This is a genomic window from Allorhizobium sp. Av2 (assembly GCF_021462805.2).
Lineage (GTDB): Bacteria > Pseudomonadota > Alphaproteobacteria > Rhizobiales > Rhizobiaceae > Allorhizobium > Allorhizobium vitis_G.
The window spans coordinates 1,161,487-1,174,994 of the sequence record NZ_CP192697.1; the positions used below are offsets into that span (position 1 = coordinate 1,161,487).

General features: G+C 54.4%; 21 protein-coding genes and 1 tRNA gene. 5 read left to right on the forward strand and 17 right to left on the reverse strand.

What is annotated here, in order from left to right:
• Nucleotides 1-52: 52 nt before the first annotated feature.
• The 3 genes from FS819_RS22940 to FS819_RS22950 form a co-directional block, all read right to left on the reverse strand.
• Nucleotides 53-1,354, reverse strand: coding sequence for a HAMP domain-containing sensor histidine kinase (locus FS819_RS22940; RefSeq protein WP_156549585.1), 1,302 nt, complete (start codon nucleotides 1,352-1,354; stop codon nucleotides 53-55).
• On the reverse strand, nucleotides 1,354-2,043 hold the full coding sequence (locus tag FS819_RS22945) for a response regulator transcription factor (RefSeq protein ID WP_071207101.1): 690 nt from the start codon (nucleotides 2,041-2,043) through the stop codon (nucleotides 1,354-1,356). Before FS819_RS22945 ends, FS819_RS22940 begins: the two co-directional genes overlap by 1 nt.
• Before the next feature lie 109 nt (nucleotides 2,044-2,152).
• Nucleotides 2,153-2,425 carry a hypothetical protein gene (locus tag FS819_RS22950; RefSeq protein ID WP_234624712.1) on the reverse strand — a complete coding sequence of 91 codons (273 nt, stop codon included), beginning with the start codon at nucleotides 2,423-2,425 and terminating at the stop codon, nucleotides 2,153-2,155.
• Between FS819_RS22950 and FS819_RS22955 the strand changes: the two genes are divergently transcribed.
• The 3 genes from FS819_RS22955 to FS819_RS22965 all read left to right on the forward strand — a co-directional run bounded on the left by FS819_RS22955 (nucleotide 2,411) and on the right by FS819_RS22965 (nucleotide 4,704).
• Nucleotides 2,411-3,052: a YoaK family protein gene (locus tag FS819_RS22955; RefSeq protein ID WP_234624709.1), complete on the forward strand. Its 642-nt coding sequence runs from the start codon at nucleotides 2,411-2,413 to the stop codon at nucleotides 3,050-3,052. The two genes, FS819_RS22950 and FS819_RS22955, sit on opposite strands and share 15 nt — an antisense overlap.
• 139 nt (nucleotides 3,053-3,191) lie before the next feature.
• Nucleotides 3,192-3,281: transfer RNA gene (locus FS819_RS22960), tRNA-Ser, on the forward strand.
• Nucleotides 3,282-3,441: 160 nt separating this feature from the next.
• Entirely contained in the window at nucleotides 3,442-4,704 is a 1,263-nt protein-coding gene (locus FS819_RS22965) for a tyrosine-type recombinase/integrase (protein ID WP_234624620.1), read from the forward strand.
• Here the strand turns inward: FS819_RS22965 and FS819_RS22970 are convergent.
• From FS819_RS22970 to FS819_RS23000, 7 genes are all read right to left on the reverse strand, one after another.
• Nucleotides 4,688-5,197, reverse strand: a complete 510-nt coding sequence (locus FS819_RS22970; RefSeq protein ID WP_234624621.1) for a hypothetical protein — start codon at nucleotides 5,195-5,197, stop codon at nucleotides 4,688-4,690. The two genes, FS819_RS22965 and FS819_RS22970, sit on opposite strands and share 17 nt — an antisense overlap.
• Nucleotides 5,198-5,243: 46 nt before the next feature.
• On the reverse strand, nucleotides 5,244-5,495 hold the full coding sequence (locus tag FS819_RS22975; RefSeq protein WP_234624622.1) for a hypothetical protein: 252 nt from the start codon (nucleotides 5,493-5,495) through the stop codon (nucleotides 5,244-5,246).
• Nucleotides 5,496-5,676: 181 nt separating this feature from the next.
• Nucleotides 5,677-6,147: a class I SAM-dependent methyltransferase gene (locus FS819_RS22980; protein WP_234624623.1), complete on the reverse strand. Its 471-nt coding sequence runs from the start codon at nucleotides 6,145-6,147 to the stop codon at nucleotides 5,677-5,679.
• A 53-nt stretch (nucleotides 6,148-6,200) separates the two neighbouring features.
• Complete coding sequence (locus FS819_RS22985; RefSeq protein ID WP_234624624.1) at nucleotides 6,201-6,644, reverse strand: VRR-NUC domain-containing protein; 444 nt, start codon at nucleotides 6,642-6,644, stop codon at nucleotides 6,201-6,203.
• Entirely contained in the window at nucleotides 6,644-7,717 is a 1,074-nt protein-coding gene (locus FS819_RS22990; protein WP_234624625.1) for a Rha family transcriptional regulator, read from the reverse strand. The genes FS819_RS22985 and FS819_RS22990 overlap by 1 nt, the downstream gene beginning before the upstream one ends.
• A 1-nt stretch (nucleotide 7,718) precedes the next feature.
• Entirely contained in the window at nucleotides 7,719-8,003 is a 285-nt protein-coding gene (locus FS819_RS22995) for a hypothetical protein (RefSeq protein ID WP_234624626.1), read from the reverse strand.
• A 10-nt stretch (nucleotides 8,004-8,013) separates the two neighbouring features.
• Nucleotides 8,014-8,316 carry a hypothetical protein gene (locus FS819_RS23000; RefSeq protein ID WP_234624627.1) on the reverse strand — a complete coding sequence of 101 codons (303 nt, stop codon included), beginning with the start codon at nucleotides 8,314-8,316 and terminating at the stop codon, nucleotides 8,014-8,016.
• A 123-nt stretch (nucleotides 8,317-8,439) separates the two neighbouring features.
• Between FS819_RS23000 and FS819_RS23005 the strand changes: the two genes are divergently transcribed.
• Together FS819_RS23005 and FS819_RS23010 are read left to right on the forward strand one after the other, a co-directional pair.
• Nucleotides 8,440-8,622, forward strand: a complete 183-nt coding sequence (locus tag FS819_RS23005) for a hypothetical protein (protein ID WP_234624628.1) — start codon at nucleotides 8,440-8,442, stop codon at nucleotides 8,620-8,622.
• Nucleotides 8,623-8,708: 86 nt separating this feature from the next.
• Nucleotides 8,709-9,263 (forward strand): hypothetical protein, encoded by a 555-nt coding sequence (locus FS819_RS23010; protein ID WP_234624629.1) that lies wholly within the window; start codon nucleotides 8,709-8,711, stop codon nucleotides 9,261-9,263.
• Here the strand turns inward: FS819_RS23010 and FS819_RS23015 are convergent.
• The 7 genes from FS819_RS23015 to FS819_RS23045 form a co-directional block, all read right to left on the reverse strand.
• Nucleotides 9,254-9,664, reverse strand: a complete 411-nt coding sequence (locus tag FS819_RS23015) for a hypothetical protein (RefSeq protein WP_234624630.1) — start codon at nucleotides 9,662-9,664, stop codon at nucleotides 9,254-9,256. The two genes, FS819_RS23010 and FS819_RS23015, sit on opposite strands and share 10 nt — an antisense overlap.
• The gene (locus FS819_RS23020; protein ID WP_234624631.1) at nucleotides 9,657-9,974 is read right to left on the reverse strand and encodes a hypothetical protein; all 318 of its coding nucleotides are present in this window, start codon (nucleotides 9,972-9,974) and stop codon (nucleotides 9,657-9,659) included. The genes FS819_RS23015 and FS819_RS23020 overlap by 8 nt, the downstream gene beginning before the upstream one ends.
• Nucleotides 9,950-10,348, reverse strand: coding sequence for a hypothetical protein (locus FS819_RS23025; RefSeq protein WP_234624632.1), 399 nt, complete (start codon nucleotides 10,346-10,348; stop codon nucleotides 9,950-9,952). The genes FS819_RS23020 and FS819_RS23025 overlap by 25 nt, the downstream gene beginning before the upstream one ends.
• Nucleotides 10,338-10,934 (reverse strand): lysozyme, encoded by a 597-nt coding sequence (locus tag FS819_RS23030; RefSeq protein WP_234624633.1) that lies wholly within the window; start codon nucleotides 10,932-10,934, stop codon nucleotides 10,338-10,340. The genes FS819_RS23025 and FS819_RS23030 overlap by 11 nt, the downstream gene beginning before the upstream one ends.
• The gene (locus FS819_RS23035) at nucleotides 10,918-11,169 is read right to left on the reverse strand and encodes a DUF7940 domain-containing protein (protein WP_234624634.1); all 252 of its coding nucleotides are present in this window, start codon (nucleotides 11,167-11,169) and stop codon (nucleotides 10,918-10,920) included. The genes FS819_RS23030 and FS819_RS23035 overlap by 17 nt, the downstream gene beginning before the upstream one ends.
• Before the next feature lie 138 nt (nucleotides 11,170-11,307).
• Entirely contained in the window at nucleotides 11,308-11,616 is a 309-nt protein-coding gene (locus tag FS819_RS23040) for a hypothetical protein (protein ID WP_234624635.1), read from the reverse strand.
• A 12-nt stretch (nucleotides 11,617-11,628) separates the two neighbouring features.
• Nucleotides 11,629-13,473, reverse strand: a complete 1,845-nt coding sequence (locus tag FS819_RS23045) for an autotransporter outer membrane beta-barrel domain-containing protein (RefSeq protein WP_234624636.1) — start codon at nucleotides 13,471-13,473, stop codon at nucleotides 11,629-11,631.
• Nucleotides 13,474-13,508 lie beyond the last annotated feature (35 nt).

The following is a 13,508-nucleotide window of genomic DNA, read 5'->3' on the forward strand; positions in this document are numbered from 1 at the left end:
CGACAAAAATGCTTTGCGTCATACCAAGGGCCATTGAAAATGGCCCTTGGTATCAGGTCTGCCGCATAGCGTTGTGGCATTCTGACCGTGTGTCGCTATCGCCAGGCAATATCATGGTGATCCGCAAGCCTTTCGGCTTGACATTGCCGGCAAAGACCTTGCCGCCATGCCGTTCGACGGCCGTCTTGGCAATTGCCAGGCCAAGACCGTATCCGGAGGCACTGCCGCTGCTGCCTGAACTGATAAATGGGCGAAAGATACTTTCAAGGTCATCTTCTTTGACGCCAGGACCTTCGTCCGTGAAGGTGAGTGTCAGGCCATTCGGTGAAACGGTTGCCGAAATCCGGATTACTGTCGCTTCTCCGGTATATTTGATCGCGTTTCGCAAGACATTCTCGATGGCGCGATAGATAAGCTCTCCATTGACAGCGGCGACAAAACTGCCACTCCGCTGAAAATCAATTGATACAGCCTTTTCCTGTGCCTCAAAAGTCGCGTCCTGAACAATCTCATCGAGAATGTCGAGAATATCGATAACCAGGAGCTGATTTTCTTCATCTGTCTTGGAGGACAGCCTGGCCATGGTCAGGATCTCACCGACCAGCCTGTCCAGCCGCTCGATTTCATGGTCCATGCGATCCAGCAGGCCGGGTAGGCGCACTGGGTTCTTCCTCAGGATACCGGTAACGGCTTGCAGGCGTGACAAGGGTGAGCGTAGTTCGTGGGAAATATCATGAAACAGTCGTTCTCGGCTCTCATGCAGTTCCTGTAGGCGCATGGCGCTGATATCGAAATGCTGTGTCAGAATTCCGATTTCATCCTTTCGATTTTTGACAGGATCGTGGATGCGGATGCTGAAGTGGCCTTCTGCCAGCATTTTCAGCCCATGGCGAAGCCGCTCAATGGGTGTCAGTAGGTATTTCGTCAACAGGTAGGCGGAAAACAGGCTGGCGACAAGGCCGATCAGCCAAGGCAACACAAGTGGCCAGTCATTGCTGATAGACGATTCATCAATTGTGAGGGTGTAGCATTGGTTGGCGTAGGATATGGCAATGCTGCCTGGAAATTGATCCTTGGCGCAGGTTTGCGGGGCAGCTGCCGGCACTGCCTGGAGTTGGAAATGCCCCTCGTCTCCTGTGGGTGTTATGCTGTGGATAAACGCCTGTGTCTCCTGCGGCCCGACGCGTTGGAGCATCTCGGCGATTTGTGCGGCAATGATCTCGTTCTGCACCTCAGCGATGCGCATATGCGGCGGCAGCTGGCCGTTGAATCGTGGAAGCGATATGCCCAGCATGGTTGTCAGCGTGATTGTAAGCCAGACAATGACGAAAAAACGCCAGAAAAGCCGAGGCATCAGCTATCCTGTAGCAGAATGTAACCCTGCCCACGAACAGACTGGATCCAGCTTTGCTTGTCTTTTCTGAGGCCGAGTTTCTGGCGAATACTGCTGAGATGAACATCAATACGCCGGTCGAAAGGCGTCAGGGGCCTGCCGAATACGCTTTGGGAAATGTCATGTTTGGAAACGACCTTGCCACCATTGCGGACTAGAAGTTCCAGGAGATTATATTCCGTCCCGGTCAAGGCGAGAGCCTCACCATTGATATGCGCTTGCCTGCTTGTCGGATAAAGAACGAGTTCGCCGCTTTTGAGCGGTTGAGATGGATGTTCTGGCGGTGTTTTGCCCGTACGACGCAATATTGCCCGCAACCGCGCCACCAGTTCGCCAGGCGAACAGGGCTTGGAGACGTAGTCGTCGGCACCAAGGTCTAGCCCGGTAATCCTATCCTTGTCATCCCCCCTCGCTGTCAGCATGACGATAGGAATTTCACTGGATTTTCGGATATTCTGCAAGACATCGACACCATTCATGATCGGCATCATGACGTCGAGAACGATGATATCGGTTGCACCACTGTCGACGAAAGCAAGCCCCTTGGCGCCATCGTCTGTCGAGAGTACGTCAAACCCTTCATCCGTCAGATATTCGCAAAGCAACCCGGTAAATTCCAGGTCGTCATCAATCAAAAGAACACGCGTCATTTTTCAGCTCTTCGTGGCGGTGGCCTGTTATAAGTGAAAATCGACCAAGGGGTTCAAGTTTTACATAAGTTTACGTGCTTATGGTAGATGGAGTGCCGACATGTGGCGGCTATTCATGTTCGGTTAGAGCCACAATCATGCCACGGCGCATCGGATTGGCTGCTGTGGCCCGTGTCTGGGCTTGCAAAGCGATCAGCCCGGACTCAAACTGCATCTTTAACCCGCCGACTTGGCGCTTGCCCGACTCGTATCCATCATGAAAAGCCACTTGAAAAGTCTTGCCCATCGCGATCGCACCGAAACGAGCGACCGCCATTTGGCGTTTTATCTGACCTTTATTGCTGGCGCGGCCAATGCTGGCGGCTTTATGGCGGTCGGTCAATATACCTCTCACATGTCGGGTATTGTCTCGTCTATGGCTGACAATCTGGTGTTGGGCGATTTAAAACTTTTGCTGATGGGGTTGCTCGCGCTTTGTTTCTTTCTTGCAGGCGCTGGTTTTTCTGCAATTTTGATCAATTGGGGCCGCAGGCGGGATTTGAAGTCGGTCTATGCGTTACCGCTGGCGGTCGAGGCGTGGTTGATGGGGGTGTTTGCCCTTTCCGGAGCGATCAGCTTCAGCGAAAAGAGCGAGGCCATCGCTTTCATCGTCATGCTTCTCTGCTTCATCATGGGCCTGCAGAATGCCATCATCACAAAACTCTCCGGTGCGCGCATTAGAACGACGCACGTGACGGGCTTGGTTACCGATACCGGCATCGAACTTGGTAAGCTGTTCTATTGGAACGGATACTCAAATGGTAACGTCACATACCCACCGGTCCGGGCCGATTTAGCGAAGCTTTGGCTGCTGGTGCGCATGGTTGGATTATTTTTCGGCGGCGGCGTGGTTGGGGCTATCCTGTTTCAACGAATCGGCGTTTCCGCTGCGGGGTTTCTGGCGATACCTCTGGCGCTTGCCGCTCTCTACCCGATGCTTGAGGACTATTCCTCGCAAAAGCAGCGCTGAAGCCAAATCCGGTCCGCATGTTGTGTCATTGACGCGCTGTAAAGTGGTTGACGTTCCTGTTCGGCTGGATATAACGCCTGCCAGAGATTCTGTTGAAAACCAGACAGAGTCTGGATGTCGGCATACGGCATCGGGCTTAGGAAGAGTGTCCGAGTGGTTTAAGGAACCGGTCTTGAAAACCGGCGTGCGGGAGACCGTACCGTGGGTTCGAATCCCACCTCTTCCGCCAATGTACTGTCTTCATTAGTCTACACTCATCTATTTTCCCCTTGAAGCGCAAGGCTTTTAGCTGTTTATCTGTCTCCATTCGTCTCTATCCGTTTGCACGAAGTAAAACGCTTTTCGGGTAACGGTGCGGGTAATGGGTAACAGGTGCGCGGGTAACGGACATGCTGTCAGACAACAAATGCAAGAACGCCAAGTCTACAGAAAAAGCCTACCGCTTGCCAGACGGCGAGGGGCTTTATCTCCGCGTTGCCCCATCCGGCGCCAAGACATGGCAGTATCGCTATAAGACGAACGGCAAGGAATCCATTCTGTCGATCGGGCCATATCCCGCCGTCTCGCTTGCCGACGCGCGCAAGGCCAAAGAGAAGGCGCAGGCAGAGCGCCGAGGCGGGCGAGATCCAAACGCGGTCAAGAAACTCCAAAAGGTCATGGCGGCCATATCCGCCGAAAACACCTTTGAGCCGATCGCACGCGAATGGCACGAGCGCCAGAAAGGCCTTTGGTCCCCACGTCACATTCAGGACGTCATGCGCGGGTTTCAGAAAGAGGTATTCCCCTATATGGGGGGCCTGCCAATCGACCAGATCACGGCACCGGAGGTGCTTGCCGTATTGCGCCTTGTCGAGGCCAGGGGCGCGGTGGAGACCGTCACCAGGATCAGGCAGCGCATATCCTCCGTTTTCGTCTACGCGATCGCCACAGGCCGCGCCACGTCCGATCCGTCGGCATCACTGGAGAAGGCATTCACCCGAGCGATCAAGCGCAAGCAACCGGCCGTCACCAGCATCGAGGCGCTGCGCAAGATGCTGCGGGCCGTCGAGGCGACGCCAGGCCACCCTGTCACCAAGCTGGCAATCCGGATCCTGGCTATCACCGCCGTGCGCCCCGGCACGCTGGCAACGACGCCTTGGGCGGAATGGCAACAAGAAACGCTCGACGATGGCCTATGGCAAATCCCAAGCGAGCGGATGAAATTGAAGTTATCCGCTAAGGGCGACGAGCGCCGGGATCATCTATGCCCGCTGCCACGCCAGGCTATCGATGCCATTGGTGTTCTCAGGCAATTGTCCGGCACCGCCCCTTATGCATTCCCCAATAGCTGGCGCCGGCTGTCCAGCCCCATGTCAGAAAACGCCATGGGCTATCTGTTGAACCGGGCCGGGTACCATCGAAAGCATGTTCCGCACGGTTTCCGCGCCAGCTTCTCGACAATCATGAATGAGACCTATCCGGCAGATCGCGCCGTCATTGATATGATGCTTGCCCACGTTCCGAAAAATGAAGTCGAGGCGGCTTATAACCGGGCGCTTTACCTCGAGCGCCGCCGCGAGCTTGCGCAACTGTGGGCCGATATGATCATGGTTGATGCGCCGGACGCGGCGGCGCTGTTAAATCTGCCCAGGCGGATTAATGCTGACCGATAGGCAGGGGCGGCACGGGCAACCAAAATTCAACTTTAGCAATACCCTCGTCTACGTCTTTCAACATCATAATGCTTGATTCAGAATCACTGCACCAACGCTGATCATAAAAGCAATCTGGCACACGTATAGCGTCCCTATTTGACCACACAACGCACAAGTCAACCATAGTCCCGTCGAGAGGCGCAGACGCTATTTCTTGCCATCCGTTTAGGCCATTATCACCACCCTCTATAGGAGAGGCCTGGCGATCGCGCACCGCCTGCTTATAGCCACACTCAAATGCGCTCATCCAAACGGCGTCCATCAGCGCTTCCACGCCCCACGCTTTGCCGCGCTCGCGCAGATCTGCCGGCATCTCGCGGTATGCCATGGCGTGGAATGCATTCGCCATAGCGGTGCGGCGCTCACGATTGCGTGCCGCTTCTAATTCTGCCTCCATGTGCAACACGGTTGAGCAATTGGCGGGAAATAGGGATGCTTTATCGTATGCCATTTGTCTTGTCCCTTGATTGCGCGGGTAAAGCGTGGTGGGTGTGGTTTTAGGTGGTGGGGATAAGCTCGGCACCCTTGCGGCGCGTGATGTAGCTCTCGACCTTCTTCACCCAAGCGTTTACGTCTTTGAGTGACGACCCCTCGACCATGATGTGAGGAGAGCAGCATCCGTTCCCGCACATGGTTTCGACTTCCAAGTCGCCTTGAAGGCTGAAGGCCTTGTTTTCGACAGCCTCAACTACATCTGGTTTTGCCTCATAAAAGATCGTGGCTCGGTGGATGGTTTCGATAGTCGCCATCTTTTCTCTCCCTATGGGTTATGGCTGCGGGGAAGACATGTCGTCATCCATGACGAGACCTGTTTCGGTTTCGTAATTCTGCACATGCTCTAAGTGTTGGGCGCTCGTGAACCGCCTTCCACAGTCACAGCAGACAATTTCCGCGCCATCTTTTGCGGACATCGTGTGAGCGCACCAAGCTTCAGCGGTCGCCATGGTCATCGCTTTCTTGCTTCATAAACACAATCCAATGGCTTTTTGCAGTCTTGCCGCACCGGTTGCCGAATAACGGCTTTTCGGCGGTCAGGCGCAAAACTTCAGACACCTTCACTTCATGCTCATTCCATTTAAATATCAATGTGCCGTGAGGCTTCAACACACGAAAGCATTCAGCAAATCCCGCGCTGATATCTTCACGCCAATCATCACCAAGTTTTCCATATTTCTTGGCAAGCCAACCGTTTTTCCCATTCCGGACAAGATGCGGCGGATCAAAGACAACAAGGCTGAACGAATCATCTGGAAATGGAATTGCCCTGAAGTCCATTAATTTTTCAGGATCAATGATCAGTTTACGGGATCCACCCGCGCTCGAAATATCTGCAAGGATATGCTCTTCGCGTCGGATATCTCCAAACACGGCGCGATCGTCCTCCCGATCAAACCAAAACATTCGGCTTCCACAACATGGATCTAGTACAGCGGCGTTAAGCTTACGCTCCATCGTCACCGCCCCCAGAATGCGCAATCGCCATCATCAGGCATTGCGAGCGTTTCGGAAAAGTAAGCCTTGATAGCCGCCGCTGCTTCCTCCCAGCCGTAGCATGTGCAGACGGCATAGCCCTGGCTCACCAGAAACTTCTGCCAATCGACTTGCTCTTGGAAGCGTCCGCCCAGCGCCCGTCCACCACAGCCCCTGCGCTTCATTTCAATATACAGGCCGAGATAGCCGCCACGCGGTATCGGCAGGCAAGTGTCCGGCACGCCAGCCTTGGCGCCTTCCGCTTTCATCTTGCCGGCAGTCGCCTTCAATCGGTGGCCGCCATTCGGCACGGCAAAGAGCCGCTCAAGCCCGCGATATTTTCCGCAGCTCATAGCCGCCCAATCGAACAGGGCTTTCTGTTCATCATGCTCGAGCGGTGCCGGTTGCTTTTTAAATGCCAATGCCATTATGCCGCCCTCGATTTCTTGAGGGCGTCGATCCACGCATTGATTTCATTTTCCGACCACCTAACGGTTTTCGGACCAAGCGAGATCTTCGACGGGAATTTGCCAGCATCCATCCGCTTGTAAATCTCGGGACGGCTGATACCGGTCTTTGCGACGACCTGGCGGACGGACAATAGATTGTCGCTTGCAGTTGGGTTTGGGGAAGACATGGCCTTACCTATGCGCGCCGCAGCGCGTTTCGTGTGGAGGCCAGTCACCTCATTATGCGCAATCGCCGCACCATGTCCAGTTAATTTAGATGACTGTGGATTACCATTTCCATTTAAAGACATCCCATAAAATGCCTTTTCACGAAGCGCGAACGCGGCCATAGGATTGCCGACCGGGAATGTATCCTCGCCCAGCACCATCGCGTACCGTTGCGCCATCCTTTCCTTTGCTTCGAACCCGCGTTCGTCACCATACTCGAGCATTAGGATAGCAAAGCCCAAGCGCGTCATGTCGACGGTTTCCCATTGCCGTCCACTTTCGACGCGATGTTCCCGCAGCCAGAAATTCCCCTCAATGAAGCGCCGAGGGGCGCGAAGCCTGGCGATCGTGTCGAGAACATTGCGATGGGGAATGCTGAATGTCTGCGCCACATCCCAGCTGGAGACGAAAATATCCCGCTCGCTGGCAACTTCCGTATCCGGCACCGTCCCGGATCGCAACGCCTCTTCCATCCGGTTGAAGGCCTCGATATAGCGCAGCTTCCACCGAAGCGCTTTCGATCCGGTGAAGCCCATGGCGAGCAGAGTGAAGCCGTCGCGGGTCATGTCGTAGGAGCGCGATTGAATTGGTGCGCCACCAGCGGGATTCGGGCGACTGGTGACCGTCTCCCCAAAATTGGGGAGACGGTCTTTCCCGCCTTCTTCCGCCGAAATTGCATTCATGTCCGCAGCCAGCTTGTCGATATCGCGAAGTACGTGATCATGACGCTTCTCAAACACAGCCGCCACGTCGCGGCTGTTGGCGAACACATGGCCGTCACGAACGAAAACCTGCGGGGCATTGCTGTTGATGATCTCTGACATGTCAGGCCCTCCCCAGCTTGCGCAGCAACGGGGCGGCGCGCTCTTCCAGTGTCGTGGCCTTGGCGATATCCTTGGCGGCCTGCTTGCCGGGTGCGGCAACCTCGGCGTCCATCATGCCAACGCCGAGCGCCTTGGAGACGCCCCACAGCTCCTGCCAGCAATGAGCATAGTAAATCACCAGCTCTTCATTGGTCATGGAGCGTTGGGGCAGGGCATGGCCGAACAATTCCTTCTCGGCCTTCTGCAACTGGGTAAAGGCTTCCTGTTTGCTGATTTCCTTTTTCATGGCGCGCCCCTCAATGCAGCAGGTCATAGGCAATCAGCGCGGAACCGCGCGGATCGAGCGGATAAGCGCCATAGGACGTTTCCGCCAGGATCAGTGCCGCCATGTCGGCGGCGCAGGTCACCGCCTGGCGGCGCATCTGCTGCACAAGTTCGGCGCGACGGTTTTCTTCCTCGAAGACCGTAGCCGCGTCAGCGCCGTCCCCGCGAGAAAGGGACAATTCCCATTCGCAAAAAAGCATCATGATTGGGGTGATATTGGAGACAGAGCGCACTTCATCGGCGCGCCGCTCTATGCTATGGGCGTGAGTAGCCATTCGCTTATCCTCGGATGATAGCGTTTCGGTTAGGGTCGATGGTGAAGTTGGAGCTTCCCATCGGCCTGCATTTCATATATAGGTTATTGCAAACTAGGTCAATTACCTATATGCGAAATTAAGATGAAACCAAATCGCGGCAGACCGGCAGAGTTTCCGATCAAAAAACTTATTGCCTTAAATCAAGAGATACTCGATGGCGTTGAAGCCTTCAGAGAATCCGATGGCGCAGGATTAAATCAGTCCGAAGCAATCCGCCACATCTTGCAACAGTGGCTGGCATCAAACGGCTATTTACCAAGATAGCCGTCATCACACAACGAAACTCGACAAAAGGTTGTCTTTTATTCATAATCACCCATCAGGACATGCAGTCATATCGAGGAATAATTATGAGGGTGGGTTCGATTTTTACAGCTATCGCGTTGTTTGTAAGTATGCCTTTTGCAGCCATAGGCGGCATGCTGCAAGATTCGGATTTACATGAGTTAAATAATTTTTCAGAACCAGAGCGTGCATTCTTTATAAAGACTACGGAAAATTTGCTTTCGGATAAGATCGCAAAAATCATGGCTGACCCGGAAAATAAAAGCGACGGGTATTTATGGGCGCGAAAATACATTGCGCAGTCCTACACGCTTCTTTCAGAAGACGCCCGCGACCTTTCACTCTATGAGTTGAGTGGAATTTACAAGGATGAGGCAAAGATAATTACCGCCCACATAAACGGACAGTTAAAAACAAAAGAAATCTCTGCTAAAGAGCAGCCACTCACTTGGCAAAAACGTCAATATTTTGAAAAAATGATTTCCTTATCCAGCGACAAAACAATGGCCGATCCGAAGCACATTGAAATATTTTCTAAAAATCTATTTGATAGAATTGACTATTTTTCTGCCTATCACGCTTCAGATGAGAATGGCAACAAAGGCGCACCTCACTTATAAGGCGGCGGTCGCCCGCGCTGTGTCGCCTCGATCCGCTCAAGCAATTGCATAATCACCTTGAGATCACCAGACTGCCCGGAAACGGTTGTCTGCAAATCCTTGATCGCGTTTTCAGTGGTGCGTGAGAATTGCTCGGCAGCCGCGACACGATAGGACAGATTGTCGATCTTGCGCAGATCCAAGTCCGTCGCCTTGAACCGCTCATCAAGCTTGCCGTCAGAGTTGGCCAAGCGCGATTCTACTTGGACGCGCCATGTTTGCAGCTCCTGAATATCCCGCGTCGTGTTTGCCCAGGCCCAGCCACCGCCGCCGATCATGCCGAGTAGCGTGATCAGGTTGAGCAGCGTGTTCAAATTCCATTCCATCCGGGTGCGCTTGTGCAGCGGGTCGACATCAGCCATCGGCCTTTTCCTTACTTGCTTGCTGGCGATAGTCTTTCCACCAGGTACCACAGTCTTTTGCGAGCTGATTGCGGTTGGCGATAACGATGCCCCACCGCGTTTGCACATGAACCCACTTCTCACCATCCGCCGGAATGACGCCATCGATCAGCGCAGTGCAGGCGTCCGGCAAATCAGCCGGCAGCGAGAGAGACGCCCGGGCCTGGCCTTGAGCCTTGGCAGCAGCGGCAATACGCGCACTATCACTCTGGCATGCGGCACCGGTCGAGAGGAACGCGATCGGGATTAACGCGAGTGCTTTGCGATCCATTCGCGATCCTCCTTTGTTACGCGGCTTTCGCCGCCATCTGGATCCGCTGCCACCATGGCCGCATAATCCGCCATGGCTTTATCTTTTGCCGCACGGGCTTCCTCGGCGCGCTTGTTTGCTTCCGTGGCCGATTGTTCGGCGGCAGTGCGCAATTCGCGCTCGCGGTCGAGCTGGGCTTGGAGCGCGGTGACTTCCGCCTTGTTGACAAGCTCAGACGTCGCCACAGCCACGGCGGACGATACCCGCCCATCGACGATCTGCCAGCCAAAGACGCGGACCCCTTCATAATGGAAGAACATCAGCAGGAAGACGACGACAGCGCCAATTGCGATGGAAGCCGGGATCTTGACGATATCGGAGAAGCTAGCGAACATCGGACAACCCCGTAACACAGAGTTCGGCTTCTCCGATCCGATTGGTGTCTCCCATCTCACGACGATTGACCAGGCCCTGCACAACGCCGCCGCCTGCCTTATTGAAAGCTGTCTGCGCAAGACAAGCCTCCTGATATTTCCCAACACGGGCATAGCGGGCCGCCGTGGAATTGCAGGACGCGGACACCCCGAAATTATAAGCGCCGCTGATCATCGATGCCTGAAGGCTGATCGGCAGTTTTTCGAAGCCGGAAACGCATTTGGTCAACGGGCTGTAGAAATCGTTTACCACTCGCTTGATCAGCATGGATTTGCATTCGGCCTTGGTCTTGACCATGTTCGGGCCGATACCCTTGGTCTCGCCGTAACAGATATCCCAGCGCTTGCCATAGGTATCCCAGTGCGATTTCAGCACCAGGCCTTCCCATGGGGTAATGATCGCGTCGACGGCGAGTTGCACCGATACCGGCACCGGCTCATTGGCGACATAGTATGTTGCGGACCCACCAGCAATAACGGCAGCGGTTGCAGCAGCTATGGCCGTCTTTGCCCGAGGGCTGGACTTGATTTTATTGATCGGCGGCATCGTCTGGCGCTCCAATTTTCTGTTGGATAATGCGAAGAATCGGGATCAGCGCGAAAATCCCACAGGTGATTTTCAGGCAGAGAACCGGATCAAGGATCATCTGCAATTGCGGGATGATCAGCGGGGCCGCTGTCAGCAGAGACGAGGCGATGGATACCCAAACGACTGCGCTCTTTTTGAGCGTTTGTTTCCATTCGGGGATAAGGCGTGGGTGATTCATGGTTTTTTTATCCACGTTTCATGTGCTCGGGATGATGAAGGTTCATCCACGCGGCAAAATGATTGTCGGACAGGTGCCAATACCATTTATGATCAGCAACCTGCCCAGACAGCCGGCATTCGAAAAGAAGAGCGTAGTCACTTCTCATCACTGCTAGCCATCAAGCAGCGAGTAAGCGGGGCCAATGACACTTGGACTGAAAGCGCGGCCAATCAAATCCTTGAGCAATGCGACTTCCTCGACCTTCAGATCAACTGGCTCTTTCACATCATGCACCCGTCTGGCCAGCTGATAGCGTTCGAACTTTGCAGTGCCGGCCAAATGCTGCTCATCCGGGAATGTCATCATCAGCGCAGCCACAGCAACATGTGACAAAGTAGTGTCGCCTTCGACGCCCAGCGGCGCACCGTTCATTGGCAATCCGTCGAGACTGAGAAGCTTTTGCGTAAAGTCGATTTTCATGATTTCCTCACCTTAACTTGAAGCTAAAAGATATTTTGTAGTGCCGGTCGTCTCATCCACGTACGGGACGTAGCCTGTGATAGCTTTCGCAGTCGACGTGACGTAAGAGCCAAAGCGCAAAACGCCTTGCACCTGGAGCGTTGCCGCCTGAATTTTCAGCGTTCCGCCGCCAGCGGACCCGCTACCACCTAACCCAAGAATACGCGCATCATAGTCAACGCCAGTCGCCCCGGAATTGAAGTCAATATAAGGTGTATTGGCAGCACCAACTTTACCAATCGAAACGCTTGCGTTCTCCGCGCCAAGAGACAGAGCGGCGTCAGAAAGAATCATTGTCGCAGTTTTCAAGATGTAGGAGCTAAAGGTTACTTTTGAAAAATCGAAACCGCCCGTCATTGTCTGAGTGTAATCAACAGTCATAATGACACTGTCGGTATCGAAAGGAGCCCGCCCGTTGCGGTTAGTAAACGCAATGCCGTACTTCCATCCAAGCGTTGCAGAACTGCTGTCACTAGGGTTCGTCGTTCCAAGATTGCTGATAGCAATCGCGGCATCCAGATCTGTCCCGCGCCGGGAAATGTAGCTTGCAATCTGCAAACCCGAGTGATAGCCGATTTCACCGCCAACGCGCGTTTCGGTGTTGAACTCATGGCCAGAAACATTCGCCATATAGTTCGACGTGCCGCGCGTTGCCGCGTAGCTGTTGCCGCCAAAATACGCACCTCGCCGATCAGCAGCAGACGTGCCGCCGTCACCGCTTTCGGTAATCGCCTGACCTACAAACCCGACATAGTTTCTGTCGGTATTCGTCGACAAGGTCGCAACTTGCTGCACGAAATTGAAATGCCCAACATGGCGGCCACCGCGCGCATTTGACTGATTCAGGTAGTGAATGACGCGAAGCGCATCTACCTTCTGTGCTGGCGCTACGGGGTTAGCGTCAACACCTTCAAAGACTTCGATAAGCACCGCTTGCCAACCGTTTTTAGTGGCTGCCGTCCCGCCTGGCACCGTCGTTTTTGCGCGAAGAATCCCCTTGGCCCCCCCGCCAATAAACTCGCTGTCGCCGTCGTCAACAAGAAGCTTGATCAAGCCACTTGCATTTGTCGCTTTTGCCTGCGTGAGGGCGGTAAGATCGGTAATATCGCTATTGACACCAAGGGCTGCCGCACCGATGTTCGCACGCGCAACAACCTGCTTCGCGTCTGCGATCACTTGAACTTCATCGAACCGGACTGCGCCCGCAATAATGGTTGCAGCAGCAGCCGAGGCTGCAGCAGCAGCGGCAGCCGAGGCTGCGGCACTTGCAGCAGCACTGTAGCCAAACAACAATTCAAAGCGGCCATTTTGGAAAATGAAGAGTGACGGCAGGCCAGAATAAAGTTCATTGGCGACCAGGGCGCCGCCAGATGGATAAACAGCCGAATAGCTGCCGACACCGGTAACGGAGATAGAGACCGCCCCGGTATTCGCAGAGATCGGCGTGATCGAATAAACCTTCCCCGCCATAAATGGCGATGGCTCCGCGATCGTCGGCGCGTTGTCGGTACCGCCCGTGACAGAAACTGGAATGACCACAGTTCGGTTGAACATCCGTTCAAATGTCATCTGCTGCCATGTGGCGGAAACGCTGTCATATTCCTTGAGGCGCGGAGGGTCGAAATTCTTGTCGAGCCAAAGCTTATCGGTTGCTGGCGGCACCGTGCCGTCAACCATATTGTCCAGCAACCCGGCAGCCCGCAACGCGGCGAGCGTCAAAGCGGACATGCGGACAAATTTCAATGTCGTGGAATCGGCCTTGTTATTGTTCGTTAAGAACAGGCCCCAATGATCGCTATCGTCGAATTCGGTTGCCACCGGCATTCCCCACAGTTCTACCGGCCCGATGCGAA